Source organism: Methanolinea mesophila, assembly GCF_017873855.1.
Taxonomy (GTDB): Archaea; Halobacteriota; Methanomicrobia; order Methanomicrobiales; family Methanospirillaceae; genus Methanolinea_B; species Methanolinea_B mesophila.
In genome coordinates this window covers 339,016-365,473 of the sequence record NZ_JAGGKR010000001.1, presented here as the reverse complement: position 1 = coordinate 365,473, position 26,458 = coordinate 339,016, and the positions used below count along the sequence as shown (strand labels likewise).

Below are 26,458 nucleotides of genomic sequence, written 5' to 3'. Positions count from 1 at the left end.
CACCGGTCTCCGGCCAATTTTCTTTTCTCCGCCCCCCGGGCCATGCCTCCGTGGAAGTGATTTCCTGAACGATATTCGTTCACTATGTTTCCTGATTACGGGAGACCTGTTCACGGATAACCGGAAGTATGCTTCGCAGAAGGGGTGGTCCGGACTTCTTTCGTGGGCACTACGCTTATATTCCACGCCGTCGTCCGGAGTGTATGGACCTCATCCTCTTTCGTCACGGGAAGGCCGGAAAGCGGAAGGAGTACACGGGGGACGATCGGCTCCGGCCGCTGACCGATGAAGGGATACAGGATCTCGTGCTCATCGCCGGATGGCTCCGGCGCCAGGACACGGAGCCCGGCCTCATCGCCACCAGCCCCCTCGCCCGGGCATCGCAGACTGCTGCGATACTGGCGGATGAGCTGCAGAGCGGCAGCTCGCCCGAGACCTGGGACGAGCTCTCCCCGGGGAACGACCCGGAAACGGTGCTTCAAAAAATCGGCACGGTCAAAAAAAATGCCGTCGTGATCCTGGTGGGGCACGAGCCCGACCTGTCGATCCTGGGAGCATACATCCTCACCGGGAGAACGGTCCCGTTCTTTTCGCTCTCCAAGGGGGGACTGGCATATATTGAAGAAGGAGTGCCCGGGCGGGCGGGAACAGGGGCCCTCCGCATGCTGATGCCGGCCAGGCTGATGAGGTGACGGGCCGCTCCCGACCGCAAAAGGGCCCTTAAATGCCGGCCCGACTGAATACCCTGACAGGCTGCAGGAATTCCGACAGGCGCGTACAATTGCTGAAAAATGGACCGGGATCGTGACTGGATATGGCGAGGGGGCTGTTTTCGGGGAAGGACCGGGGAGATCCCGGCGGACCGATCCTTCGCGAACCGGACGGGACGCTGTTCGTTCGGCGAACCGGCGGCTGCCGCCTGATTACCGGGGTTTCCGGGTATCGCTTCGACGATATCCAAAACGATGACATCGTCCTCGATATCGGGGCGAACGCGGGTGCGTTCTGCATACGGGCCGCAAGGATGAGCACTTCGGTATGGGCGGTCGAGCCGGTAACCGCAGGGGTGCTTCGGGAGAATATCAGGCTGAACGGAGTCGCGGTCCGGGTCATCGAGGGGGCCCTCGGCAGGGGAGGTGTCCGGGAGATCGGATGGGACGGGGTGTACGCCCGGGTGCCGGCGTATCCTCTCAGGGATCTCGTCAGGATGGCCGGAGGGTGCGATTTCCTGAAATGCGACTGTGAAGGCGCGGAATGGGAGATCGAACCCCGCGACCTTGCCGGCGTCCGCAGGATCGAGATGGAACTCCACCTGCCTCCTATCGGGGGACCGCAGAATCCCGGGCTCCTGGACTATATCGGGCGGCACTACGCATTCACCATCGACCGGGACCCGTCTCACGTACCGCTCGGTGTGGAAGGGATCCTTCACGCCCGCCGCTCCTGAAACGTGGAACACTACCCCCTAGCATATATACCGGGCCGTACAGTATATCCCATAAAATCGGGGCTCGGGATGCGACGGTTCCCGGAAGGCCCCGGATCGAGGACGGAGGGAGAGTGACGACGATGGAGACCAGGAAGAAACTTACCTATGTCGACCTGCTCGCGGACGAGAGCATCCACGTGAACTACGAAGAGGCGCTCCAGGAGGTCGGCCCCGAACTGGGAAGGTCCCACCCGATGTTCATCGGGGGAAAGGAGGTCTTCGGGACGCCGGAGTTCGAGGTCAGGTCCCCGTTCGATACCCGGATCCTGGTGGGAAAGTTCCCCCTGGGAACGGTAATGCAGGTGAACGCCGCGATCGAATCCGCGAAGGAGGGGTTCGATTCGTGGAGCACGAGGCCCTGGACGGAACGGGCGGGGATAATCCGGAAGACCGCGGACATCCTCGACGGGAGGAGGTTTTGGATCGCGGCCCTGATCACCATGGAGTCGGGCAAGAACCGGTACGAGGCGATCGCCGAGATCTCCGAGGGGATCGATATGCTCCGGTACTACGCCGGCGTGTACGAGAAGAACCAGGGCTACGAGCGGGAGATGGCCCCCGAGAGCCCGGCGGCGGAGTGCCGGAGCGTGATGCGCCCCCACGGGGTGTGGGCGGTCATCTCGCCGTTCAATTTCCCCATCGCCCTCATTGCGGGGATGGCGGGAGGAACCCTCCTAACCGGGAACACCGCGGTCCTGAAACCCACGAGCACGGCTCCCTGCTCGGCGCTGGAACTCTACCGGGCCTTCATCGGGGCGGGCATTCCCAAAAACGCGGTCCATTACGTCACCGGCCCGGGGAAGATGTTCGGCGATGCGGTGGTGGGGAACCCGGACATCGCGGGGATCGCGTTCACCGGGTCCCGCGACGTCGGGCTCTGGCTCCAGCGATCCTTTCTCGAACGCCAGCCCTGGCCGAAACCGGTCGTCTCCGAGATGGGGAGCAAGAACCCGGTCATCGTGACCGCGAAGGCGGACCTTGAGAGGGCGGTGGAGGGGGTGGTCAAGGCGGCGTTCGGGTACTCGGGCCAGAAGTGCAGCGCCACCTCCCGGGTGTACGTCCAGGAACCGGTCGCGGAACAGTTCATCGCCGCCCTGAAGAAGAAGGCCGAGTCGCTGCAGGTCGGGGACCCGAAGGAGAAAGAAACCTTCGTCGGCCCGGTGATCGAGAAGAAGGCGTTCGACAGGTTCCTCGAATCGGTCGCCGAGGCGAGACACGCGGGAGCACAGGTGCTCGCCGGGGGGGAAACCCTCGACGACGGGATTTTCGCCCACGGGTACTACGTCCGGCCAACCCTGGTGACCGGCCTCCCCCGGGACCACCCCCTGGTGAAGCGGGAACTCTTCCTGCCGTTCCTTATTGTCGACACGTTCTCCACCCTGGAGGAGGCCCTCCGTCTCGCGAACGATACCGAGTACGGGCTCACCGCGGGGATCTTCTCAAAAGACCCGGGCGAGGTCGCGTATTTCTTCGATCGTATCCGGTTCGGGGTGACCTATGCAAACCGGAGCGGCGGGGCGACGACCGGCGCATGGCCGGGCTCACAGCCGTTCGGCGGCTGGAAGGCGAGCGGTTCGACCGGGAAGGGCGTCGGCGGCCCCTATTATCTTCTCTCGTTCCTCCGGGAGCAGGCGAGGACCGTGATCAGGGAGTAAGGGAGCCCGGGACCCTCCTGCGCCTGGTCTCACGCAGGACGTTTACGGGCAGTATGATAAAAAATGGCGCAAGTCCTCATGCCTTCGAAACCCCGGGTCCTGTCCAGAAGTACTCGAGCCGGATAGCGAAGACCGGGACAAGTCCCGGTAACCCCGAAACCTTTGACCCGCACATAAGCCGCCAACAGGCCTGATGACAGAGACGAAGCGAGCACCGTGGCCTGCGATATCCCCGACCCTACACAGAGGCTGTTCCAGGTCGGGACGACCGTCGCACATGGGAGTGACGGTGGTGCATTGGTCCCATCGTCTCCTTTAACGAGGGGTATCGCCAACACCTAATCATGAGTGGAAAGGAAGACCGCTATACCCAAATCCGGGAATTTCTCCAGGAGCGTTATCCCGGGGCGGTTTCGATCTCCACGATCTCCCGATCCCTGAACATGAACCGCGGTTCCGTGGCGAAATATCTCGAGGTCCTCCAGTCGCACGGCCACGTGATCATGAAGCCGTTCGGGAAGGCAAAACTCTATTCTTCCGCCCGGAACGTCCCCTTCGACGACATCTTCGACTTCCTCTCGGATGCGATCGTCATCCTGGACGCGGATCTCCACATCCTCATGGTGAACAAGAGTTTCATCGATACGTTCAACATCCGCTCCGGGAGAAACGTCGTAGGAAGCGACCTTTCACGGATCAATCTCGCACTCTTCAATAATCCCACTATCTGGGAAAATATCAACCGGATCGCGAATTCGCAGACCTTCATTAACGAGATGCTCCTGATCGAGCAGGGGACCGAGAGGATATTCCTCACCGAGTTCGTCTCCACCGTGCTGCCCTCGATCTCGTTCACCGGAAAACCGGGGATCATGATCACGCTCCGGGACATCACCCTCTGGAAGAAGACCGAAGAAGCGCTGAAGAACAGCGAACGCAAGATCCGCACCCTCTTCGAGGAGGTCCCGAGCGGGATCTTCCTCTTCCGGGAGGACGGGACGATCCTGAACGCGAACCGGGCGGCGCTCGAGATCCTCGGGCTCACCCGGTTCACTGATCTCGAAGACTTCAAGCTCTACGACATCATGTGTTCCCGGGATATCGTCCAGGACCTGATGAAGAAAGGAAAGATCGCCGAACTGACCCTCTCGTGCAACTTCGACCGGTTAAAAACCGAGGCCCTCGCGTCGACAAAAAAATCCGGCATCGCCTATTTCCAGATCGTGTTCGCACCGGTCGCCGATAAAGGGGGAACCAATCCTCGGGAGTTCTTCATCCTCTTCCTCGATATCACGGCGAAGAAGATCGCCGAAAAACAGTTGAAGGAGCGTTACCGGGGGATCATGAGCAACCTCCCCGGGATCATCTACCAGTTCTACGCCCGGGATTCCGGTGAGTGGGGCGTCTACTACGTCAACGAGCGATCGCAGGAGATTTACGGCGTCCCGACCGAGCCGCTGTCGACCTGGTTCCAGCGATACGGGGCGTGTATCGCCCCCGAAGACCAGGAACGCTGGTTCGATTCTATCAATGACGTGATCCGGAAAGTCGCCCCATGGGAGTTCGAGGGCCGGTTCCTCAAACCCACCGGCGAAGAGATGTATATCCGTGGAATCTCGCAGCCCGTGCGCCTGAAGAATGAAACGGTCTGGAACGGGATATTCCTCGACATCACCGCCCGGCGGCAGGCGGAAGAGGCGCTCCGCATGAACGAGGAACGGTTCCGGGGGATCACCGGAAATCTCCCTGGGATCGTGTACCAGTTCTATGTCCGCGACTCGGGCAAGTGGGGCCTGTACTACGTCGACGACCGTTCCACCGAGGTCTATGGCCTTCCCCCCGACCCGGTGGACACCTGGATCCAGCGATACGGGGAGTGTATCGCTCCGGAAGACCAGGAACGCTGGCACGAGTCGATCCGCGACGTGATAGAGCGGGTCGCCCGGTGGGAGTTCGAGGGCCGGTTCATCAGGCCAACCGGGGAAGAGATGTACATACGGGTCCTTTCCCAGCCCGTCCGGCAGAGGAACGAGGTGGTCTGGAACGGGATCATCCTCGACGTCACCGACCGGAAGAGGGCGGAAGAGGCGCTTCGCCGGTCCGAGCTGAAAGAGGTCCGGTACCACTCCTTCTTCGAGAACACCTGCAACGGCGTGCTCATCTACGAGCCGGTGGGGGAGGGCGAGGACTACATCATCAAGGACGTCAACCGGGTGACCGCCGAACTCCTTCGCATGGAGAAGGAAGAGATCGTCGGGAAGAAACTCTTCGAGGAATTTCCCGACCTGCCGGACCCCTACATCCCCGACCTCCTCCGCCGTGTCCTGACCACCGAGAACCCGGAGTTCGTCACCCCGATCAAGTACCGGGACCGGGAGGACTTCCCGTGGATCTCCCACTATGTGTTCAAGCTCCCGTCGGGGGAGATCGCGTCGTTCATGATCGATGTCACCGACAAGGTAAAAGGGGCGTCGAAGGCGAAAGACGCGAAACAGCGCTGAGCGAAGCGGTCATGCTCCGCCCCGGACCCTCTGCCTCCCCACCTGCACGCGATCCGCGGTGTCGGCCCCGTGTCCCGGTTCATTGACGAAGGGGCACAGTCCCCGGTCCGTCGCAGCGGGGTAATCCCCTGCCGGGATAACCGCTCTGCGAGGGACGACCACTGTTCAATGGCGAGCAATAAAACCGGGGAAGGGTCCGCAGTCACAATGGAAAAACACTTATTTTCTCATGTTCTCCCGGATATCCGGGAAAATATCCAGGCAGCGATGACCTCCTTCAAATTGCTAATGGCGAGCAATAAAAAACAGGTTTATCTGTGACTCAGGGAAACGGGAGGATGTGGATGGTATAATCCACGCATACCGGAAAAACAGCCGAAAATGCATGGGCGAGCAGCCGGGTTCACGAAAAATTCGAAGAGGTTACAACTTTCGACAGTATCGCCTCAGCCCCGTGGACTCAGCTGGAACACCGATCACTACATGACCGACGAACTACAAGAAGATTCTGATCGCGAGATCCGTCACCCCGTGCATATCCACTCTTTTCCGGCACGAGGTAATGAACATGGATACAAAAATTGGGTATTTCGCATCGATCGAGCAGTACAAGCCGATGGATGCACTGGAACAGTCCGTCAGGGCGGAAAAAGTAGGGTTTGACTCCATCTGGGTCGACGACCACTTCCACCCGTGGTACCACACCGACGCACAGTCGGGCATGGCATGGGCATGGATGGGTGCAACCCTCCAGGCGACCAAGAAGGTGTTTGTCTCCACCTGTATCACCTGTCCTATCCTCCGGTACAACCCGGGGATCGTCGCGCAGACGTTCGCGACGCTCCGGCAGATGTACCCGAAGAGGGTCGGTGTCGCGGTCGGCGCCGGGGAAGCGCTGAACGAGGTGCCGGTGACCGGGCAGTGGCCGAGCGTCGCCGAGCGCCAGGACATGACGGTCGAGGCGATCGAGGTGATGAGGAAGCTCTGGGAGAGCAAAAACCCGGTGTCGTTCAAGGGGAAGTACTTCACCCTTGAAAAGGCGTTCATGTATACCAAGCCGGACGACGAGGTCCCCCTCTACTTCAGCGGAATGGGGCCGAAGGGCGCAAAACTCGCCGGGATGTACGGGGACCACCTCATGACGGTCGCCGCCGACACGAACCAGCTCAAGAACATGACCATCCCCAAGTTCGAGGAAGGTGCAAAGGAGGCGGGAAAGGACCCGAAGAAGATGGAGAAGGCCATGCTGATCTGGTACTCCGTTGACCCCGACTTCGAAAAAGCCGTGGAAGGCAACCGGTTCTGGGCAGGATGTCTCGTGCCGTCGATGTTCAAGTACCGTGTCAGCGACCCGCCCGAGGTGGAATCGCACGCGAACCTGGTCCACTCAGACATGCTCAAGAAGAACTATCTCTGCGCGACCGACGCCGAAGGGCTTATCCACGAGATCGAGCGGTTCCGGGACGCGGGCATCACCCACTTCTGCCTGGGCAACTCGAGCCCGAACGTGAACTACGGCATCGATATCTTCAAGGAAGTAATTCCTGCCGTCAAAGGATGAATGGAGTATCCCACCGGGGAGGACGAAGAACGATGATGAACCGCAAGGACACTCCCGACGAATCGGAGCAGGAAATCGTGCATTTCCCGGACTTCCAGGTCGACACCCAGGACACCCCCTGGTATCAGCACCCGGAATGGGACGGGGTCTTTTTAAAGGACCTTGTCGGCGGGAAAGATACGGGCGGCAGGTTCAGTTATCACCTGGTGCGGGTCTGGAAGGACTGCCGGATCACGGACCACGACCACGCGACCCAATGGGAATGGAACCGGGTCATCGGCGGGAAGGGTGTCTTCACGTTCGGGGATGCCGAGATCCCGTTAGTCCCTGGACAGACGTTCGTGACTCCTCCCGGTGTCCCCCATGGCGTTCGTGTCGATCACAGTGACCTGACATTACTCGCAATGTTCGTGCCGGCACTGGTGTGAGTTCGTAGGGAAAGGAACCCTTCCTTTTCCTTCCCTTTCTCCGGACCGCACAGGCAGGTGCGAAGGACCGCCGTAGAAAGGAGAATGGTATTCTTTTTTTTACGGAAATTTCAGCATCTTACCGATGGTTTCGTGCCCCGCACCAGGCACCCGGTGTATCCGGCAGTGAACCTCCCTTCTTCGGCCCGGCGGGACAGTTCTTCCCTGACCTCCGCAGCCTCGGCGGGAGCCAGGACGCCTGCAGCCTCCGTCCTATGGAGCAGCGCGGAGAGGTCGAAGAGCTGCCAGGCGGTCGGGAGATCAGTAACCACCAGGTTCCTCGGTTCGGCACGGATCTCTTCGAGACCGGCGGCGCCAAAGAGCCCCGCGAGCTCCCGGCCGACCCGTCCCGAGGCGAAACTGTCCCTGAAAAACCGGGTCAGGCGGAGGGCTTGGTCCTGATCGTCCAGTTCGATCCGGAAGGTGTCCCAGTCGTTGTCGAAGGCGACGAGGACTCCTCCCGGCGAGAGCACACGGGCCAGTTCCCGGACCACCCGTCCGGGTTCCCGGATGTGCTGCAGCACGCGGTCGATCCTCGCGGCATCGAAGGAGCCGTCCCGGAAGGGGATCCCGAGAAGGTCTCCCCGGACGAGCGAGCACCGGTCCCTGTACTCCCGTGTCCGCTCAGATGCCATGGAGAGAAAGGACCTGCTCGCGTCCAGCCCGACGATCCCGCATTCGGGGGGGAGTGCGGCGGCGAGAGAGACGAGGTCGATCCCGGACCCGCACCCTGCATCGAGGACGCGTCGCGGTTCCGTCCCGGCGATTATGCGGATACTGTCCGCCTTCACCGCGCAAAAAAACGGGATCCCGGCGATACAGTCGAGGCAGCGCCGATATGCCTCTGCATCTCCGGACCCGTCGACGTCACGGAACCCGTAGATAAGGAACTGTTCCGGGGGATCCTGGTGCACGATGTCTTGCGGTGCGTGCGTCGATCTATTTTGCATGAACGTCTGGAAAATGAATGTGCAGGGAAGGGAATTAATCGTGTGTATTTTCAAACCATCCTCCCTCGACAGGGCCCTGCCCGGCATCCGGAATGTCAGGACGGATCCTCCGTAGGGCGGGAGCGGTACAATTCCCGCGTCCCGAACCGGGAGGAGTCTCTGTTCCGGTCTACTGAAGATCGACCTAATCCTCATGTCCCGAACCGGGAGGAGTCCCCGTTCAGTCTGGTGCAGATTGGCGTAATCCTCGTGTCCCGAACCGGGAGGAGTCCCCGTTCAGTCCGGTGCAGAGTGTTGTAATCCCCGTGTCCTTGACCAGGAGGACCATTGTCCCAGTCCGTACAGAGTGTTGTAATCCCGTATCCGTATTGAGGAGTCTCTCCATTCCGGTCTGGTGCAGAACGGCATGCTCTTAAGGATCTTCTAATAAATTGACTAGTCAGTCGAGACCAATCAGTCGGGTGACCGGGAGACCGGTCGGCCAGGTGATAAAGGAATGCAATACCGGCGAGTTCCAAAGAATGGCGACCAGTTATCGGCGCTGGGGTTCGGGGCCATGCGGCTCCCGACGAAACGGATGAAGATCGACGAGGAACGGGCGGCGAGACAGATCCGCGGTGCCATCGACCAGGGGGTCAACTACATCGACACCGCAGTCCCCTACCACAGCGGGGAGAGCGAACGGTTCCTCGGGCGGGTGCTCCGGGACGGGTACCGGGAGAAGGTGAAACTCGCCACCAAGCTCCCTCCGTGGACCGTACAGACCCGGGAGGATATGGACAGGATCCTCGATATCCAGCTGAAAAAACTCCAGACCGATCATATCGATTACTACCTCCTTCACGGGCTCGACGCACAGTCCTGGAACAAACTGGCCGGGCTCGGGGTCCTGGAGTTCCTTGATTCGGCGAAGGCGTCCGGGAAGATTGTGAACGCCGGGTTCTCGTTCCATGGCGACCGGAAGACCTTCATGGAGATCATCGACGCGTATCCCTGGGTCTTCTGCCAGATCCAGTACAACTTCCTCGACGAGCAGAACCAGGCCGGGACCGAAGGGCTCCGCTACGCCGCCTCGAAGGAGATCGCGGTGATGGTCATGGAGCCGCTCCGGGGCGGTATGCTCGCCGGAAAGATCCCCCGGGAAGCGGCGGAGGTCTATGCGAACGCGGAACCGAAACGTTCTGCGGCAGAATGGGCCCTCCGCTGGGTCTGGAACCACCCGGAAGTGACGGTGGTCCTCTCGGGGATGAACGACGAGGCCCACATCGCAGAGAACCTCCGGACTGCCGGTGACGCATTCCCCGGGTCCATGACCGCCGGCGAACTCGGAACGGTCGCAAAGGTCGCATCCATCTATTCGCACCTCACGAAGGTGGGCTGCACGGGCTGTGCGTACTGCATGCCCTGCCCGTTCGGGGTGAACATCCCCCAGTGTTTCTCCCTCTACAACGGGTACTACATGGGAGGGAGCCGGATCATGACCCGCGGGATGTACGGGGCGACCCTGATGGGCGGGATGGGCGCGCCCGCCGATGCCTCGCTCTGCCGGAACTGCGGGAAGTGCGTGAAGGCATGCCCCCAGAAGATCGCCATCCCGGACGAACTGAAGAAGGTGAAAGGCACCCTCGGCGGCCTCCGCACGAAAGCCATCCTGCCCCTGGTGAAGATGATGTTCTCTACCGAGGTAAAGGAGTGAAATGGATCGGACGATGATTCCCGGGGTACATGACGGGAACGGCCCCGGGTGGCAGCGGGGGCGTGAAAGAGGGTCCGAAGGCAGACTGTCCAGGGTCCGGATACATTCCTTCGCCCTCGCGGAGAAGCGCAGGGAGGTCCTGTGAACCGGAAAAACACGGTCGCCCGGGTAACTTTACCCGGTAAGGACCAGGGGACATCGACGGGCCGGGAGAAGACCCCCGACGCCCGGTATTCTTCGGGGGCTTCGTCAGGCAGGGGTAGAACGCCGGAGAACCGGGAGAAGAACCCCGGCAAACGAAACACAACGGGCACTTCCCCGGATAAGGGCGTAATATCGGAGAACCGTGAGAAGATCCTCGATACCGCGCTCCGGCTGTTCACCGAGAGGGGGTTTGCCGCCACCCCGACCTCGCTGATCTCGAGGGAGGCCGGTGTCGCGACGGGGACCCTCTTTTTTTATTTCCCCACGAAGGAGGACCTGATCGACACGCTCTACCGCAAAGTCAAGAGCGAATCGGCCCTCGCCCTCTGCAGCGGGTACGGGGCGGAGACGACAGTGGAGAAGAAATTCAGGCGCATCGGGGAGAACGCGGTCGCCTGGGGCATCGAAAACCCCATGAAATGGAAGTTCATGGAGCAGTTCGCCCACTCGCCGTTCGTCTCCACGAGCGCTCACGAGGAGGGGATGTCCCACTACCTCTTCCTGCAGGACCTGGTGAAGGAAGGGGTCCGGACCGGGGTATTACGGGACATGGACCCCCTCCTCATTTTCTGCATGGTCGCCTCGTCCCTCGTCGGCCTGATCGCCCGGGCATCGGACGAGAAGGACCCGGAGACGCGTGCAGGCCTCATCGAGGAAGGGCTGGAATTCATCTGGAACGGGGTAAAGGCCTGAATGTAGCAGGAATCCGGCATCGGTTCGCAGAGGCGAAGGCGCTTCTCCGGTGGGACCGGGCTCCGTCCTTTTTTTCTCCCCGGGAGATAAATAACGAGACCGGGAATGTCGCTACGGGAAATAGGCTGTTGCGGTGCGTACTGCGGTACCTGCAAAGTATTTGCGGGACATACCTGCAAGGGCTGTAAAATCGGGTACGCGGATGGGGAGCGGGACCTCTCGAAAGCGAAGTGCAGGATCAAGGTCTGCTGCATGGGAAGAGGGTATAAATCCTGTGCGGATTGTCCGGACTTCGCGGACTGCACGACCCTCAACGAATTCTTCGGGAAGAAAGGGTATAAGTATCGCAGGTACCGTGAGGCGCTTGAATTCATCCGTCGTCATGGCTACGCGAAATTCGTGAAAATCGCCGATACCTGGAAGAATGCATACGGAATATATCCAAAAGAGTGACCTCCGGGAGGCGGTGTTCCGGCGGTACCGGGACCGGCACATGCCGGACTCTTACCTGCGTTATACATTCCTACAATTTGTCGGGACACCCGGATCCCTATTTGCGAAGGTATATGGAGACCCCGGCTCCCGGTGATGCGGGATACCGGGCACATCATTTATTATATAACTACAGGAATAGATATCGGCGCCATGAGCCCGGTGCGCATATCCGGCCGGTCCGGCAGTGACCCGATGATAAATTTCGATCGTTTAAGGAAGTGGCTGAAAGGCAACCTGCCAGGCTCGGTGTACGACTACTGGAAGACTGTCCTCTCCAGGGATCCTTACTACGCCGGGGCATTCCTGCCCCAGATGTACTGGAAATACCTTGATGAACAGAAAAAAGGGAAATGAACTCGTCCCCTGTTTTCGGTCAGTAAGTGACCCCGGAGATTCGCGGGGAATTCAATTCAATTCAATTCTCTCTCCCCGAAGGGACGATAAACAGCAAATTTTATCTGGATTTAATCTTTAATCCGGTTTTATCTGATATCCCGGATCCATCGCAGTCAGCCGGGAGGACCTTTCCATGACCAAGCCCATGCTCCTAATCCTGGCCGTAGCCGTCACGTTCTGTTTCGTCCTTGCGGCCGGGTGCACGACAAGCCCCGTAAATGACCAGGGCAGCGAGAACCGCCAGAGTTGCCAGGATAGTATAAGTCCCTGCCAGAAACTCAGCCCTGTTCCGGGCGTATCGATCAACGGGACGCCAATCCAGTACGCGGACGTCAACGGGGTCCGGCTCGCATACCGCGAGTTCGGGTCGGGCGAGCCCCTCCTGATGCTCAACGGGTTCGGCGCCACGATGGACTCCTTCTATAATGAGTCGTTCCTCGGTATACTTGCCACCCGGTACCACGTCTATATCTACGACCACCGGGGGATGGGCTACAGCAGTGACAACAACGCGACTCCGACCATGTCCCTCTACGCAGACGACGCGGCAGGACTGATGTCCGCACTCGGGTATGACAGCATGAACGTGTACGGGGCGTCCATGGGATCTTCGATCGGCCAGCAGCTGGTCATCGACCATCCCGGGAACGTCAGGAAGCTGATCCTGGAATCCGCCACCTACGACGTGCGGATCCCCGAGACGAAATTATTGTTCGACCTTATCCGGCTCGCAGCGCTGGATCCCTCGCAGACCGCCGGCGTCCACAGGGAGGCCGAGGCAAACCTGGTGTGGAACGGTACCTGGAACGGACTTTCCGGGATCAATAAGAGCGTCATGCTCGTCGTCGGCACGAACGACCTGTTCACTCCCCAGGCGGTATCGGTCCAGATGGCCGGGCAGATCAACGGGTCCTGGCTGGTCCGGTTCAAGGATGAGCCGCACGTCGGGTCGCGGTTCGCACCGGTCGAGTACGGGGAGGCCGCACTCGACTTCCTCTGCATGAACGAATCGCCGCCGTATGCGACGGTATAAACCCTTTTTTCCGCATTCTGGAAAACTTTGACCACGGAAGTAACAACGGGAATCTACACCCCGAAGGGGAACCCACCGGCGATATCCGGGCGACGCAGCGCTCCCCCGGCCCTCGGACCGAACGCTGCGAAAAGGGATGTGCGAGGATTTCCGACCGGGGGGATCGACCCGACCATGGTTGCGGTGCGTGGATTCGCAACGTTTATCTTGATTTAGTCTTTAATCCGGGGTTATTCGCGATCACTGATACAACCCCGAACCACGGGGGGAGAGGTCTTTCATGAACACGAAACTGCTCTGTATTCTGGCCGTGGCTGTCATGCTCGGTGCTGTTTTTGCGGCAGGCTGCACGACCGGTACCGTCACCGGCCAGACCTCATGCCAGGGAACCACCCCGGTTCCTGCCGTATCGATCAATGAGACACCTGTCCGGTACGCGGACGTCAACGGGGTCAGGCTCGCATACCGCGAGGTCGGGTCGGGCGAACCTCTCCTCATGATCCCGGGATTCGGCGCCACGATGGATATCGAGTGGAACAGTTCGTTTCTTGGAATTCTCGCCTCAAAATACCATGTCTACACCTACGACAACCGGGGGATGGGGTACAGCAGCGATGACAACACTACTCCGACCATGACGCTGTACTCGGAAGACGCGGCCGGGCTGATGACCGCGCTCGGGTACGACAGCATGCACGTATACGGAGTCTCGATGGGTTCTTCGATTGCCCAGCAACTGGTCATCGACCACCCCGGCCACGTACGCAAGCTCGTGCTGGACTCCGTCACCTACGATGCCCGGATCCCGGAAACCGCAGCGCTGTTCAGCACCCTCCAGTCCGCGGCCGGCAACCAGTCCCTGCCGGCGGGGATACGGAGAGAGGCGGAGGCAAACCTTGCCTGGAACGGGACATGGGACGAACTTTCCGGGATCGACAAAAATGTCATGCTGGTCGTCGGGACCGGTGATACCGCGACCCCCCAGGAGGTGGCGGTGCGGATGGCCGGGCGGATCAACGGGTCGTGGCTTGTGAGGTTTAGGGACCTCCCGCACGTCGGCTCGCACTACGCCCCGGTCGAGTACGGAGAGAATGCGCTCGATTTCCTCTGCATGAACGAATCGCCGCCGTATGCAGAGGGGTGATTTTTTCCCGGAACGGTCAGGGAGGATGCAGGACCCCGCACCTGTTCTGCATCCAAAAAACGAGCCCTATCAGCCTCCGCTCACCGCCATACCGGCTCCGGGGGCAAAAGGATACGTCTGGGTATTCTTGTGCGGAAGTACGATCACCCGGGCCTCTGGAATGATCGGCGCATTTCACCTCCGCCGGCGGTCTGAAGTACATACCTTTATTATCTGGGAAATGAAGTAGGAACCGGGCTCATCGAACCTGGGGTTCCCGGGAGATATGAGTCCCGGAGGAACCATCATGGGATTAATCGGAAAAGCTGTCGTTGCGAAGAAGGTAGCCGGAAACAGGAACGAGAAGAAAGAAGCAAAGAAGGGCGAAGAAGAGAAGACCGAAGAGAAGAAGTAATGCCGGGACCCTCCCGGTAATGTCACGACCTGATTCCGGGAATTCATTCATTTTTCGTTTCACGGGTTGATATTCGACTGTACCGTGTCGGACGTTCTCTTCATGAACCCCATGACATTCGCCGGCGCCCGCCCCGCCCGGAGTTCCTTCACCATGAACTCCATCGGTCCGGCGATATGAGTGAAAAACATCCTGTACCCTTCGCAGAGATAATTGAGCCCGGACTCGCCGTCGGGGGTGAGGGCAAACCGGTCCTTCGGGCACCCGCCCCGGCAGGCGAAGAGGAACCGGCATTCACGGCAATATCCCGGAAGTGTTTCCTGTTTCCGGTTTCCGAACTGCACCTGCCGGGGACTGCCGACCAGGTCTTCGAGTGGATCGGTCATGATGTTGCCGAGCAGGTGATCCGGGTCCACAAAATGGTCGCAGGAATACACGTCCCCGGTATGCTCGATCACCATCGCGTGTCCGCAGACGGGAGAGGAGACACAGATGCCGTGCGGTTCCCCATACCAGCCGGCGAGGGCGGCATCGAAGTGCTGGACATAGACCTTCGCGACATCGTGCCGCACCCACTCGTCGAATACCCCGGTCATGAACCTCCCGAACTGGTCCGGCCGGACCGACCATGGGGTGACTTTCCCGGTGACCGGGTCCCGCCCGACGACCGGGATGAACTGAATGAACCCTGCCCCGGCGGTGTCCCGGAGGAACCGGTACACCTCTCCGGGATGGTCCCCGTTCGCCCTGTTGACGGTACAGAGCACGTTGAATTCCACCCGGTGTTTCTTTACCAGGGAGAGCCCCCGCATCACCCGGTCGAACGAACCGTTCACCGCGGCACCCGTCCGGAAGGTGTCGTGGAGTTCTTTCGGCCCGTCGATGCTGATTCCCACGAGGAAGCGGTTCTTCCGGAAGAGCTTGCACCAGCGGTCGTCGAGAAGCGTGCCGTTTGTCTGGAGGGTGTTGTGGATCGCCATACCCGGCCGGCGGTATTTCTTCTGCAGTTCGAGCGCTTTTTCGAAAAATTCCGGCCCGAGGAGTGTAGGCTCTCCACCCTGCCACGCAAAGGTGACCTCCGGGACCCGGTGTGCGGCGATCGTCTGCCGGATGTACTCCTCGAGGACCTCGTCAGGCATCACTGATCGGTTGCCGGGAGAGCGGTCACCCCTGGAGAGGGAGAAGCAGTAGCGGCAGGCGAGGTTGCACCGGGAGCCGCACGGCTTGGCCATGAGATGGAATGCGGGAGGGGCGGAAGGGGGGGCCATGCGATTGTCTTCTTCTTTCATGTCGGCGAATAAATGGTTTTTCCCGGACGAACGGGCAGGCTTCCCGGAAGCCGGGGATTAAACCCGCATTCGCGGGACAGCGATGCCGCGTCTGTTCCGGTTCCCTTCCTGCCTGGAGATCGATCCCGTACAAACCAGGTCGTGGCTCCTGTTATTTTCCGGTTCGCTTCCCCGGGAATCAATCCCGCATCAGCCAGGCCGCGACTTCCTTTTCGTGGTCCACGTAATGATCCCCGCTCACGTCAACTATGACCCGTTCGATGGTCCCTCCCGTGAAGCGGAACGGCGCACGGTAATCGGGCGATACCGGGGATGCGCTGTCCCTCCCCACGCAGAGACCGTCTCCCACCGCCGCGAAGTATCCGGGCTGGGTCATGATGGTCGCGGAACCGACCGGTTTCATGTCGATATACAGGGTGAGCGTTCCTATCGCGCTCAGGGTCCTCTCGTCATCCCCCGTCTTCGCGAACTCAGCAGTGAACAAGTGTTTTCCCAGGGGGACCTCGATATTCGAGGTTACTTTCTGGAATTTCTCTCCCAGCCAGTTATACATGTAGTGGATTTTCTTATCCTTGATATACAGGCTGTGCCCCCCGGTGACCCCGCCATGGGCGAAGAGGACCCCTTCGGCACCGGGCTTCTCGATGGTCGCACCGGCGAGGATAACGTAGGAACGCCGGCGGATATTAACCGCAACCATCTCGGGGACGTCCGCCGAATCGGGGTAGTAGATATACCTGTTCCGCGGCTCGGAAGGCTGCGGCCGCGGGGTGGTGACGAGCTCCATCGCACTGCGATCGTCGAGGGGGAGCCCTTTGTAGATCCCGGCATAGTAGTACCAGAGGCCCTTGAGTTCCTCGAGGATATCGGGATGCTCCCGGGCGAGATTTCGCATCTGGGACCGGTCTTCCTTCAAGTGGTAGAGCTCCCAGGCGTCGTGCTCGAACTTCCCCCACCCGGAGAGGGGCGGGTGCACGGTGTTGGCGAGCCAGCCACGGGAGTAAAGCGCCCGTTGCCCGAGCATGGTATAGAACTGGACCTCCTTCTCCGGGGCCTTCGGATCCCGGATGGCAGGGAGGAAACTTTCCCCTTCTATCGGGCTCTGGGTGAACCCTTTCAGGACTTCGGGGGGGGTAATGCCCAGTATCTCGTAGAGGGTGGGCACCACGTCGACGGCATGGATGTACTGGTGGCGCATCTCTCCCCGTGCCGGTATTCCCTTCGACCACGACACGACGCACATGTCGGACACCCCGCCTTCGTACCCGGCGAAGCGTTTCCAGTAGGGGAACGGCGTATCGAATGCCCAGGCCCAGCCGGTGCAGTAGTGGTTGTAGGACTTCGGGCTGCCGAGTTCGTCGAGGTGGAGGAGGTTCTGCTTCACGTCGTCGGGGATGTTGTTGAAGAACTTCATCTCGTTGAAGGTGCCGTTCGGGCCGCCCTCGCCGCTCCCGCCGTTGTCCGAGACCACGACGATGATGGTGTTCTCCAGTTGGTCGGAATCTCTAAGGAAGTCGAGGAGACGCCCGATCTCGTGGTCGGTGTAGGAGACGAACCCGGCGAAGACCTCGGCCATCCGGGCAAAGAGGGTCTGTTCATCCTTCGAAAGGCTGTTCCATGGCCGCACGAAGTCGAGCCTCGGCCAGGGCTGGCCGTCCGGTCCCTTGGTATCGGGTTCCCCGTGGGGGTTGATGGGGGAGAGTTCCGTCGATTCCGGGAGCAGGCCAATCTCTTTCTGCCGGGCGAGGATCTGCTTCCGGATCTCCTCGTAACCCACGTCGAACCGGCCTTTGTACCGGTCGGCCCATTCCCGGAAGACGTGGTGGGGGGCATGGGCGCAGCCGGGGCAGAAGTACATGAACCAGGGTTTGTCCGGGGCCACCGCCTTGGCGTCCCGGATGAACTCGATCGCCTTGTCGGCGAGGTCCTTGGAGAGGTGGTACCCCTCCTCCGGGGAATAGGGCGGGTCGATGACATGGTTGTCGTACACGAGCTCGGGGTACCACTGGTTCGACTCTCCACCGAGGAAACCGTAGAACCGTTCGAATCCCCGGCCGAGCGGCCAGCGCCCTTTCCAGGCCGACATATCGACCTCCTCGCCGGGGGTGAGGTGCCACTTTCCCACGGCATAGGTGTTCCAGCCCCGTTCGTTCAATACCTCGGCGATGGTCCCGTTCTCGAACGGGATACGGGCGGAGAGCCCGGGAAATCCCCCGGATGCCTCGGTGATGCAGGCCATGTTGTTGCTCGTCGCGTTGCGGCCGGTAATCAGGCTGGAACGGGTCGGGGAACAGAGGGCCGTGGTATGGAAGTTGGAAAACCGGATCCCGGTATCGGCGATCCGGGTCATGTTCGGGGTCTCGACCGGGCCCCCGAACGTATCCATGGTCCCGTACCCCACGTCGTCCCAGACGATGTAGAGGATATTGGGGGACCCTTCCGGTGCCTTCGGCTGGATGTAAGGCACCCAGTCGGGGGTCGCCTCGCGGATATCCAGCGCGATTTTTCCTTTCCAGGTCTTTGTCATGTACTTACCTCAACTCCGCATGGTCCAACAATCCACGGACGTATATTTAACAGCACCGGGTGTTCTATGAAAAAGGGTTGACGAACCGGAAATCCGGGCATCCAGTCGGTCCTTGTCCAGGATGGGAGCAGCGGTAGTGCTCCCGCCAGGGATTAATTATATAGTATCGGGGGAGTATGATGTGAACTTCCGGGCATGGGTCCTCCTTTGATCGGTTCGGGAAAGACTCCTCTTCATCCCGCGATCCCGGGTCGGACGCAAAAAGAAAAGGAATATTCATTCCTGCCCGGGTGATCCCAGTCCTGTCTGCCCGCCCTGTTCGAGCATCCGGTCGAGTTGTCTCAGCTGGAGGGTGATCTCGGCCTCGATCTTCTCCCGTTCCGCGAGAAGTCCCTGCAGTTTCGTGATCTGCGCGGAAAGCGTAGCTTCTCCTTCCGGCAGTTCTTCGGGGGTCTCCTCCTCCGCACCGGGAGCGAGCAGCTTGCTCGAGATGAACCCGGCGAACGTCGCAAAGACCGCGACGCCCATGGTCATGACCAGGATCCCCACGATACGCCCTCCGAAGGTGACCGGGTACTGGTCCCCGTAACCGACCGTGGTGATGGTGACGTACGCCCACCAGATCGCATCCCCTGCAGTGGTGATATTCGCATCCGGGGATGCATTCTCCATCTGGAGCACCAGGATCGCCCCGATCTCGATGATCAGGATAACCGCCAGGACCAGGATGTACAGGGCGGATTCCGCCCGATGATGGGACAGGTACTTGAGGATATAACTGGGTCCGTATTTCTTTACGATCCTGTAGGCTTTGTAAATCCGGAACAACCTGAAGATACGGAAGACCGGGACGATCGCGAGCAGGTCGGCCCACCCGAAATTGTGGATGAAATAATCCTTTCGCGAGGGAGCCGTCGCGAACCGGAGGGAAAAGTCGTAGATGAAGAGCAGGGTGAGGACGAGATTGATCGCGTACACGACGTTTACCGAGTCCGGGTCGATCCTCGGGAAATATATCAGGACCAGGTTGAAGACCGAGAGCGCCGATACCGCCGCGATGAACAATTCGTACCCTAAGTCCAGCTGCTCCTTTCGAGTAATGCGGAACATATCAGGACAGGGTTCGTCCGGGGGAGGTAAATACTCTTTTCGAAGTGTGTGCCGGCAGTTTGACCATGATTCGGGAGGGGCCCTTAATGCGGCGTGATCGAAGCTATCCGGACTCACGATTGCGGTAGATTTATAACCGATGTCTGCCAGTTTCCCTCATACCTTAGTGTCACAGAGGTAGCGAGAGAAAAAAATGACGGAGAAACACGGTAAAGTCATGGGTCCGGTGGATTACCTGATGATCAGGTTCCCGGGAAACAAGTTCACCGGAAAGATCGCTCCCGAACTGAACAACCTGGAGAAGAAAGGGATCATCCGGGTGATCGACCTCGTCATGGTCATGAAGGACGCGAGAGGAAAACTGATGATCGTCGAGGCAAAGAACCTCGAAGGAGACGCGGGTGCGGCCTACAGGGAGCTTGCGAAGCACACCGACGAGTGGTTCTCGGAGGGAGATATCGAGGCGATCGCGATGACGCTCCCGAACAATAGTTCGGCAGGGCTCCTCCTCTTCGAGAATGTCTGGGCGATCAAGTTCAAGGAAGCACTGCTGGAAGCCGATGCCGAACTGATCGACATGGGCAGGATCCCGCCGGAATCGATCGCGAACGCGGAAAAACACCTGTTGGCAAAAGGAGGTGCCTGAACATGAGAGGAAGAGGATTGATGCTCGTTGCGGGGATGAAGATGGGGCAGAACCAGGCCAAGGCACAGGCCCAGCAGCAGGCCCAGCACCAGGCAGAGGTGGCCCAGGCTAAGGAGCAGGGTGCCGCCGAGGCAAAGGCCGCGGGACCCGCAACACAGGACGTTACCGCCGAGCTCCAGAAACTGGCCGATCTCCACAAGTCCGGCGCATTGACGGACGAGGAGTTCGCTGCGATGAAGAAGAAGCTTCTCGGCCTGTAACATTTTTCCCCGAAGGAATTCTGACGGCCTCACCGGGGGAAATCCCGGCCTTTTTTTTATTGACCAAGTATCGACCCCCGGCGACCTGCTGACAGACTCATGGCTCGTCGCGGTGAAAACAACGCTCCTTGTCTGCGGTCCTTTTTCGAAGGAAATCTTAATCGGCTCATCCCGCGGGGAAATCCCGGCCTTTTTTTTTATTGACCAAGTATCGACCCCCGGTGACCTGCTGACAGACTCATGACTTGTCGCGGTGAAAACAACGCTCCTTGTCTGCGGTCCTTTTTCGAAGGAAATCTTAATCGGCTCATCCCGCGGGGAAATCGCGGCAATCTGTCGACCACGAAATTTGTCGGGCATAGTGGGATGGTGACCCTTCACCCGAAAAAACTGAAACGGTCTTTCGCGAAACGCTCACCCCGGGTCGGGACGCAGGATTATATTCCCGGAGTGTAATCATCTGGAAGGGTGCGAATGAAAGAGATCGTGGTGAACAAGAGGGAGGACGAGAAGGGCGGGATGGTCATGTTTACCTTCCGGTTCAAGACCCTCGGGCAGCTCCTCGACGAGGACGTCCCCGACTGGGCCCCGGGAAAGGAGCTGACGGACGGCGCGGAGGAGGCCATCGCCGGGCATATCGACGAGTACCGGGTCAAGAGGCCCGCGAGCGTGGTCATCGAACTGCCGGAACCGGAGCTCGCCGCCACCCCGGCTTCCGGGATTACCGATGCCGTTCGTCACCATTTCACGTTCCGGCAGGACGACCTCACCCATGACCTGAAAATTTCCTTGAGAGAGGGGATGTACAGCATCATCCTTATGCTGGTGAATATTGTCCTTCTCCTGGGGTTTTTTGCCTACATTACGGTGAATGAAATTCCCGTAGAATCGCTGATAGTCATCATCATCTTTGCATTCCTGACTATCCTGAACTGGGCGACCATATGGGATACCTACGAACACTTCGTCTACGACCACCGGAACCTTGCACGGAAAAGGAAGATATTCCGGAAGATCACCGGAATTCCCATTACCGTCAGGGGATATTGATCAATTTGCCGCGTTTTGGAATGAGCAAATCCCGTACGGAACATGAGGAGCCGTCACCTTGACTGCTCCTCTTTCTGCTGCACATGGAGAGCCGGGTTCGTTTCTCCCCTGTAGAATCAAGCGGCGTTCACCCCGAACCGTCTCACCCGCATCTCTTTTTGTCTCGTGCCGACCTGCACTTCCAGGATACTGACGGGTGCTCCGGGGAGGGAAATGTAAAATGCATGAGCAGTGCTAATCCCTATCAGGATGCTATGACTGCCGATGAGAGTCTCGTCAAGGACACGCCAAATAAACGTGTCTGGCTGAAAAACCTGTACATTGTCACCCGGATCCTGGTAATCATCGCAATTATCGGCATGATCGTGACCTCAATCGTGGTGATACTCGCCGGGGTTGCGCAGTTGTTCCGGATCTTCTCCTTTCTCATCCATGATGGCGTGTTCTCAGAAGAGGCAGGAAGATTTCTCTCTGTCACGGTGACAGAGATGATAGACCTCTACCTGATCGGTCTTGTCCTCATTATTTTTGCACTCGGACTCTACCAGCTCTTTATCGACAGTACTCTCGATCTTCCGGAGTGGCTCGACACCCCTACATTCGAGGTATTAAAGGAGCGTCTGTTGATAGTCATCGTGGTGGTCCTTCCCGTGATGTTCCTCGGGTATGCTGCCATCGCCACCGACGGGATGTTCATCGCCGGGCTTGGAATTGCCATGGCCCTGGTCATGATCGCCATAGGATATATCCTCGCTATCGCGTCCCGGAGCCGTCTCGAGAAGAGACGACTTGAACTCGAGGGAGCCGGCAGGGAAAAATAGTGCGTCAGAAACGTTTCCGTTGAACAGGAGGAGATTCTTCCGCTCCGGACATGGGATAAACCAGCAGGTTGATAGCCCGGGGTGGAGTAAATCCACTCTGATGCGATCGTACGTACTTCCCCTGCGGTACTACCTGCTCCTCATCCTGATCATAGGGGTGATGCTGGGGGGGCTCGTCCTTGCAGAGCTGTTCACGACGGGAAATATGGGCTTTCGCGTGAGCTTCTACCTCGAGAACCTGTTTACCAATCCAGTCGCTGAAAAAATCTTCGAGACTCTCCTGGTCGCGATCTTCATCCTGGTGGCGTACACGATCGGGGTCTACCTTATCGTCAGGAAGATCCGGGATGAAGGGTCCCGTTTCACCGCGGCCAGGATCTTCATCGCACTCCTGCTCGGACTAGGGTTCCTGCTCGGCATGATGGTGTGGGTGCAGGACCCCGGGCAGATCTTCCTGTTCATCGGGATCATCTGGGGCGCCCTCCTGATTGCGCTCCGGGACCTGATCCAGAACGTGGTCGCGAGCCTGTCCCTGCTCATCACCCGGGAGTTTTCCATCGGTGACCGGATCCAGGTAAAAGGCATCTACGGGATTGTAATCGACATCGGTGTATTCCGCACCACCCTGATGCAGCTCGACGAGCAGTCCGGGGATCATCCCAGCGGGAAGATCACCACTGTCCCGAACGGCATACTGTTCCGGGAGACCGTGACCAACCTGACCCGGGAGCTCTCGTTCACGGCCGACGAGATACGGATAACGCTTCCTTTCTCCTCCGATATACACAGGACGCGGGAGCTCCTCCTCGAAATCGTCCGGAAGCACACCGTGGAGGTCCAGCAGCAGGCCCGAGAGGAGATCGAGAGCCTCGGGAACCGGAAGTACCTGCCGGAGATCGATACCGGGCCGACGGTCTACGTGCACATAGACCGGTACCAGGTCCTCATGGTGGTGAAGTACTTCACCGACCAGGGCCGTCGGGCGGAGATCAAGAACCGGATCGTTGAGGAGATCACCGCACGGGTCCCGGATATCACGGAAGTAAACAAATGAGGGCCGGGCCGCGCAGGGGGACGTGAAGGATCCCGGACCTGTGAGGGGAGAGAAATCCGGGACGATTGAAGAGTCGGGTCATTATCGGTACGGAATGCGCAGTGGAAAGGACATTTCTCACGAGGGGCAGTGAATCCTATGTCGAAATCGCCCTCAAATGTCCAGTTTTACAAAAAAAATTATCCGGGATATCCTAGGGATTCCGCATGACGAAGAAAGAGTACCCGTAGGAGTTCCCGTATTTCCGGTACATCACCCCTTCCTGTTCGAGTGCATCGAGGACTGCAGCACACTCGGGAATATCGCCCTTTTCTTTTCGTAGTGCTTCGATTACCTTCCCCATCGGTTCATAAAAATATTCCGTCCATCCTTTCTTCTCCAGCCGGAAGGTGTGGAGGAGCTGGAGTCCGGCGGCAGATATCTGGCGTGCTTTCTCTTCTTCGGTGGAGATAGTGACTCCGTAGGGTTTCCAGAACTCGATCAGCTCTTCCGGTGCGGACGCCGCGAACAGGGTCAGGTCGGAGACCACGATATGGCCTCCCTTTTTACAGTACTGTTTCCAGAGCGAGAGCCCTTTTTCGAACCCCATGATATCGATGGCCCCTTCCGACCAGATGATATCGAACTGGTCCCGGTCGAACGGCAGGTCGTCCATCGATGCCTTCACGGTCCTGACCCGCTTCGATAGTCCTTCCCGCTGCGCCCATTCGGCGATCTTTTCGAGAAACGGCTCGTACACATCGACTGCGGTGATAGATCCGTCGGTCAGGCCGGCGAGGTCGCGGGTCTGGGTCCCGGTCCCGCACCCGATGTCCACGATCACGGGACGCGGTGGAACGGAAGGGATCAGGGACCACGCCTTCCTGGTCGCTTCCGGATACCCCGGGCCCTGGCGGGGCATCTGCCCGAATACCTGGTGAAAACAATCTTCCGATGTCATTGGAGCATTAGCTTTGGGATAAATGATTTAGATGTCTTGTGGTCATCCTGTCGGAGAATGGTCTTCGGGAATCCCGGTCCCGGCCTGCTCCTTCAGCGCCCCGACCCCGATTGACGGATGGCGATATCGCGCCCGTCCTTCGGTCTTCTCCCCTGCCTGGATCGCGTATGTCGGGCAGAGCTGGATGCAGGCCATGCACTGCTCGCAATGATGGAGCCAGACAGGGCGGCCCGTCTCGATCCGGATATTCCCGACCGGGCAGACTTCGGCACAGGTCCCGCATGCGGTGCACCGGTCGTCGACGGTAAATTTCCGGTCCGCTTCGTGCACACCCCGGATGAACCGCGGGTAATAGAGGCGGTGAAGGACGGATGCGAGGGGCGACCAGGGGGTTGTGGTTCGGATACCGGCCTTCACATCCCGGGCTATCTCCTCAATGCTGCGGTCGGCCTCACGAAGGGTCTTCTCGATGACCTCCTTCTCCTGGTCATAGCCGATGATGTAGTTCCCGGGCATCCTGAGGGCAAATCCTGCGTCGAGTCCCCTCTTTCCCGGCCCTTCCGTAAGGATGCCGTCGAGCTGGCGGAGCGTTGCCGTTTCTCCGACCCCTCCCAGTGTAATGACCGAAAAGACGTACCTCACTCCCGAGAGATCGATTCTCCGGGAGAACTCCGCTACGATCGAGGGGAGGCCTAAAAAGTAGAGCGGACTTATGATACCGACCCGGTCCGCATCCGGGATAACCGGTCCGGAAGTTTTCATCACGGATGCGATGGCGACACGCTCGCAATCCCCGAGCCGGCTGCAGAGTTCGTTTGTCACCGCGAGCGAGTTTCCCGTGCCGGTGAAGTAGTAGAGGAGCGTCTTCATGGAGGATCCGTTGAATTGGCCGGGCAAAAATATTGCTCTCCGGGGTGTGGGCCCTCCCTCCGGAAGCGTCTCTTGCAGCACCGGCGCGTGCCAGGGATGGAACCGCTGCTCCGGGATGATCCCTCTTACGATGAAGAACCGGGCAAGGATGATTGTTTGTCAAGGATTATGACCTGGATCATTCTATTTCAGAGTGTTTCGGGTGGATCCCGTCTTCGTTCCCGTGTTATAACTATTAGTTACAAAATAACCGTTAGTTATAATATAACCTAAGGTGATACTATGGTGCGCAAGGAACGGGCCCGGTAAGGGTCCGCATGCTCGTGAAGTGAGGCCATAATGAACGGCATTTCAGGGAACATTCCCGGGCCCTCGATGGAGGGACCTGAATGAAGATCGATTCGGTGAAACTGGTATGGTTCTCACCTACGGGGACGACAAAAACGGTCGTCCGGGGTATCGCACGCGGAATGAATTACGGCACGGCTGAATTTATGGACATTACCACGCCGGATGCGAGAAACGAGCCGTTGCAGACCTCGGAACGTGAGCTGCTGGTGATCGGCGTGCCGGTGTACATGGGAAGGGTGCCGGCCCTCCTGGGCAAATGGCTGCACGCGATAAAAGCCCGGAATACGCCGGCGGTGTGCGTGGTCGTCTACGGCAACCGGACGTACGAGGACGCACTCGTCGAACTGCAGGATATCGTGTCCGGGTGCGGGTGCATACCGGTCGCCGGCGGGGCATACATCGGGGAGCACTCGTTCTCCGACGCCGGGACCCCGACTGCCCAGGGCCGTCCGGATGCGTCCGATGTTCGTCATGCCGAGTCCTTCGGGCGGAAGATCCGGGAAAAAATCGACGCCATCCCCTCCGTCGACCGGATCCCCAGGGCGGATATTCCCGGCTGCCACCCGTACCGGGGAGACCCGACGCTGTGGAATGTCGATTTCATCGCGGTGAGCGAGGCGTGCACCCAGTGCGGTACCTGTGCGGCGGGTTGCCCCGTTGGTGCCATTGACCCGGCTGACAGCGTGGTGATCGATATTGGTACATGCATTTCTTGCTGCGCCTGCATCAAGCACTGTCCCGAACACGCGAGGACGATGAAACCCGGGCTGGTGAAGGACGCCCAATTGCGTCTCCACACGCTCTACCCCGAACGAAAGGAGCCCGAATGCTTCTTATGAGGGATTCATTCAAGGCGGCGGCC

Annotated in this window: 26 protein-coding genes; 20 read left to right on the top strand and 6 right to left on the bottom strand. The window is 59.4% G+C overall.

What is annotated here, in order from left to right; all coding sequences use genetic code 11:
* The first annotated feature begins 203 nt into the window (after positions 1-203).
* The 6 genes from sixA (at position 204) to J2741_RS01680 (ending at position 7,634) form a co-directional block, all read left to right on the top strand.
* Positions 204-692 carry a phosphohistidine phosphatase SixA gene (gene sixA / locus J2741_RS01705; protein ID WP_209673326.1) on the top strand — a complete coding sequence of 163 codons (489 nt, stop codon included), beginning with the start codon at positions 204-206 and terminating at the stop codon, positions 690-692.
* Between the two features lie 122 nt (positions 693-814).
* Positions 815-1,447 carry an FkbM family methyltransferase gene (locus tag J2741_RS01700; protein WP_209673325.1) on the top strand — a complete coding sequence of 211 codons (633 nt, stop codon included), beginning with the start codon at positions 815-817 and terminating at the stop codon, positions 1,445-1,447.
* 122 nt (positions 1,448-1,569) lie between these two features.
* The gene (locus J2741_RS01695) at positions 1,570-3,144 is read left to right on the top strand and encodes an aldehyde dehydrogenase family protein (protein WP_209675407.1); all 1,575 of its coding nucleotides are present in this window, start codon (positions 1,570-1,572) and stop codon (positions 3,142-3,144) included.
* Positions 3,145-3,488: 344 nt separating this feature from the next.
* A complete protein-coding gene (locus J2741_RS01690; RefSeq protein ID WP_209673324.1) occupies positions 3,489-5,645 on the top strand; it encodes a PAS domain S-box protein in 2,157 nt (718 codons plus the stop codon).
* A gap of 568 nt (positions 5,646-6,213) precedes the next feature.
* Positions 6,214-7,206 (top strand): TIGR03557 family F420-dependent LLM class oxidoreductase, encoded by a 993-nt coding sequence (locus tag J2741_RS01685; protein ID WP_209673323.1) that lies wholly within the window; start codon positions 6,214-6,216, stop codon positions 7,204-7,206.
* Between the two features lie 32 nt (positions 7,207-7,238).
* A complete protein-coding gene (locus tag J2741_RS01680; protein ID WP_245249339.1) occupies positions 7,239-7,634 on the top strand; it encodes a cupin domain-containing protein in 396 nt (131 codons plus the stop codon).
* 110 nt (positions 7,635-7,744) lie between these two features.
* Here the strand turns inward: J2741_RS01680 and J2741_RS01675 are convergent, their stop codons facing one another.
* Positions 7,745-8,623: a methyltransferase domain-containing protein gene (locus J2741_RS01675; protein WP_209673322.1), complete on the bottom strand. Its 879-nt coding sequence runs from the start codon at positions 8,621-8,623 to the stop codon at positions 7,745-7,747.
* Between the two features lie 496 nt (positions 8,624-9,119).
* On the opposite strand from J2741_RS01675, the gene J2741_RS01670 reads away from it, so the two are divergent.
* From J2741_RS01670 to J2741_RS13015, 8 genes are all read left to right on the top strand, one after another.
* The gene (locus J2741_RS01670; RefSeq protein WP_209673321.1) at positions 9,120-10,319 is read left to right on the top strand and encodes an aldo/keto reductase; all 1,200 of its coding nucleotides are present in this window, start codon (positions 9,120-9,122) and stop codon (positions 10,317-10,319) included.
* A gap of 1 nt (position 10,320) precedes the next feature.
* Positions 10,321-10,464 (top strand): hypothetical protein, encoded by a 144-nt coding sequence (locus J2741_RS01665; protein WP_209673320.1) that lies wholly within the window; start codon positions 10,321-10,323, stop codon positions 10,462-10,464.
* Complete coding sequence (locus J2741_RS13070; protein WP_342452204.1) at positions 10,461-11,216, top strand: TetR/AcrR family transcriptional regulator; 756 nt, start codon at positions 10,461-10,463, stop codon at positions 11,214-11,216. The genes J2741_RS01665 and J2741_RS13070 overlap by 4 nt, the downstream gene beginning before the upstream one ends.
* A 105-nt stretch (positions 11,217-11,321) precedes the next feature.
* On the top strand, positions 11,322-11,669 hold the full coding sequence (locus J2741_RS01655; protein ID WP_209673319.1) for a DUF3795 domain-containing protein: 348 nt from the start codon (positions 11,322-11,324) through the stop codon (positions 11,667-11,669).
* 192 nt (positions 11,670-11,861) lie between these two features.
* Entirely contained in the window at positions 11,862-12,065 is a 204-nt protein-coding gene (locus J2741_RS01650) for a hypothetical protein (protein ID WP_209673318.1), read from the top strand.
* 175 nt (positions 12,066-12,240) lie between these two features.
* Complete coding sequence (locus J2741_RS01645) at positions 12,241-13,140, top strand: alpha/beta fold hydrolase (RefSeq protein ID WP_209673317.1); 900 nt, start codon at positions 12,241-12,243, stop codon at positions 13,138-13,140.
* Between the two features lie 280 nt (positions 13,141-13,420).
* Entirely contained in the window at positions 13,421-14,284 is an 864-nt protein-coding gene (locus tag J2741_RS01640; RefSeq protein WP_209673316.1) for an alpha/beta fold hydrolase, read from the top strand.
* Between the two features lie 265 nt (positions 14,285-14,549).
* Positions 14,550-14,678: a hypothetical protein gene (locus tag J2741_RS13015; RefSeq protein ID WP_280897100.1), complete on the top strand. Its 129-nt coding sequence runs from the start codon at positions 14,550-14,552 to the stop codon at positions 14,676-14,678.
* A gap of 59 nt (positions 14,679-14,737) precedes the next feature.
* Here the strand turns inward: J2741_RS13015 and J2741_RS01635 are convergent, their stop codons facing one another.
* The 3 genes from J2741_RS01635 to J2741_RS01625 all read right to left on the bottom strand — a co-directional run bounded on the left by J2741_RS01635 (position 14,738) and on the right by J2741_RS01625 (position 19,604).
* Positions 14,738-15,967 carry an anaerobic sulfatase maturase gene (locus tag J2741_RS01635; protein WP_209673315.1) on the bottom strand — a complete coding sequence of 410 codons (1,230 nt, stop codon included), beginning with the start codon at positions 15,965-15,967 and terminating at the stop codon, positions 14,738-14,740.
* 178 nt (positions 15,968-16,145) lie between these two features.
* Positions 16,146-18,494 carry an arylsulfatase gene (locus J2741_RS01630; protein WP_209673314.1) on the bottom strand — a complete coding sequence of 783 codons (2,349 nt, stop codon included), beginning with the start codon at positions 18,492-18,494 and terminating at the stop codon, positions 16,146-16,148.
* Between the two features lie 276 nt (positions 18,495-18,770).
* The gene (locus J2741_RS01625) at positions 18,771-19,604 is read right to left on the bottom strand and encodes an ion transporter (RefSeq protein WP_209673313.1); all 834 of its coding nucleotides are present in this window, start codon (positions 19,602-19,604) and stop codon (positions 18,771-18,773) included.
* 193 nt (positions 19,605-19,797) lie between these two features.
* Between J2741_RS01625 and J2741_RS01620 the strand changes: the two genes are divergently transcribed.
* From J2741_RS01620 to J2741_RS01600, 5 genes are all read left to right on the top strand, one after another.
* Complete coding sequence (locus J2741_RS01620; RefSeq protein ID WP_209673312.1) at positions 19,798-20,250, top strand: DUF6325 family protein; 453 nt, start codon at positions 19,798-19,800, stop codon at positions 20,248-20,250.
* 2 nt (positions 20,251-20,252) lie between these two features.
* A complete protein-coding gene (locus tag J2741_RS01615) occupies positions 20,253-20,510 on the top strand; it encodes an SHOCT domain-containing protein (protein WP_209673311.1) in 258 nt (85 codons plus the stop codon).
* A gap of 474 nt (positions 20,511-20,984) precedes the next feature.
* The gene (locus J2741_RS01610) at positions 20,985-21,560 is read left to right on the top strand and encodes a hypothetical protein (protein WP_209673310.1); all 576 of its coding nucleotides are present in this window, start codon (positions 20,985-20,987) and stop codon (positions 21,558-21,560) included.
* A 254-nt stretch (positions 21,561-21,814) separates the two neighbouring features.
* Positions 21,815-22,381: a YqhA family protein gene (locus tag J2741_RS01605; RefSeq protein WP_209673309.1), complete on the top strand. Its 567-nt coding sequence runs from the start codon at positions 21,815-21,817 to the stop codon at positions 22,379-22,381.
* A gap of 100 nt (positions 22,382-22,481) precedes the next feature.
* The gene (locus tag J2741_RS01600; RefSeq protein WP_209673308.1) at positions 22,482-23,435 is read left to right on the top strand and encodes a mechanosensitive ion channel family protein; all 954 of its coding nucleotides are present in this window, start codon (positions 22,482-22,484) and stop codon (positions 23,433-23,435) included.
* A 193-nt stretch (positions 23,436-23,628) separates the two neighbouring features.
* Here J2741_RS01600 and J2741_RS01595 read toward each other — a convergent pair whose 3' ends face one another.
* Together J2741_RS01595 and J2741_RS01590 are read right to left on the bottom strand one after the other, a co-directional pair.
* The gene (locus J2741_RS01595; protein ID WP_209673307.1) at positions 23,629-24,375 is read right to left on the bottom strand and encodes a class I SAM-dependent methyltransferase; all 747 of its coding nucleotides are present in this window, start codon (positions 24,373-24,375) and stop codon (positions 23,629-23,631) included.
* 42 nt (positions 24,376-24,417) lie between these two features.
* Positions 24,418-25,245 carry an EFR1 family ferrodoxin gene (locus J2741_RS01590; RefSeq protein WP_209673306.1) on the bottom strand — a complete coding sequence of 276 codons (828 nt, stop codon included), beginning with the start codon at positions 25,243-25,245 and terminating at the stop codon, positions 24,418-24,420.
* Between the two features lie 389 nt (positions 25,246-25,634).
* Here J2741_RS01590 and J2741_RS01585 point away from each other — a divergent pair, with 389 nt between their 5' ends.
* Complete coding sequence (locus J2741_RS01585) at positions 25,635-26,435, top strand: EFR1 family ferrodoxin (RefSeq protein ID WP_209673305.1); 801 nt, start codon at positions 25,635-25,637, stop codon at positions 26,433-26,435.
* Positions 26,436-26,458: the final 23 nt, after the last annotated feature.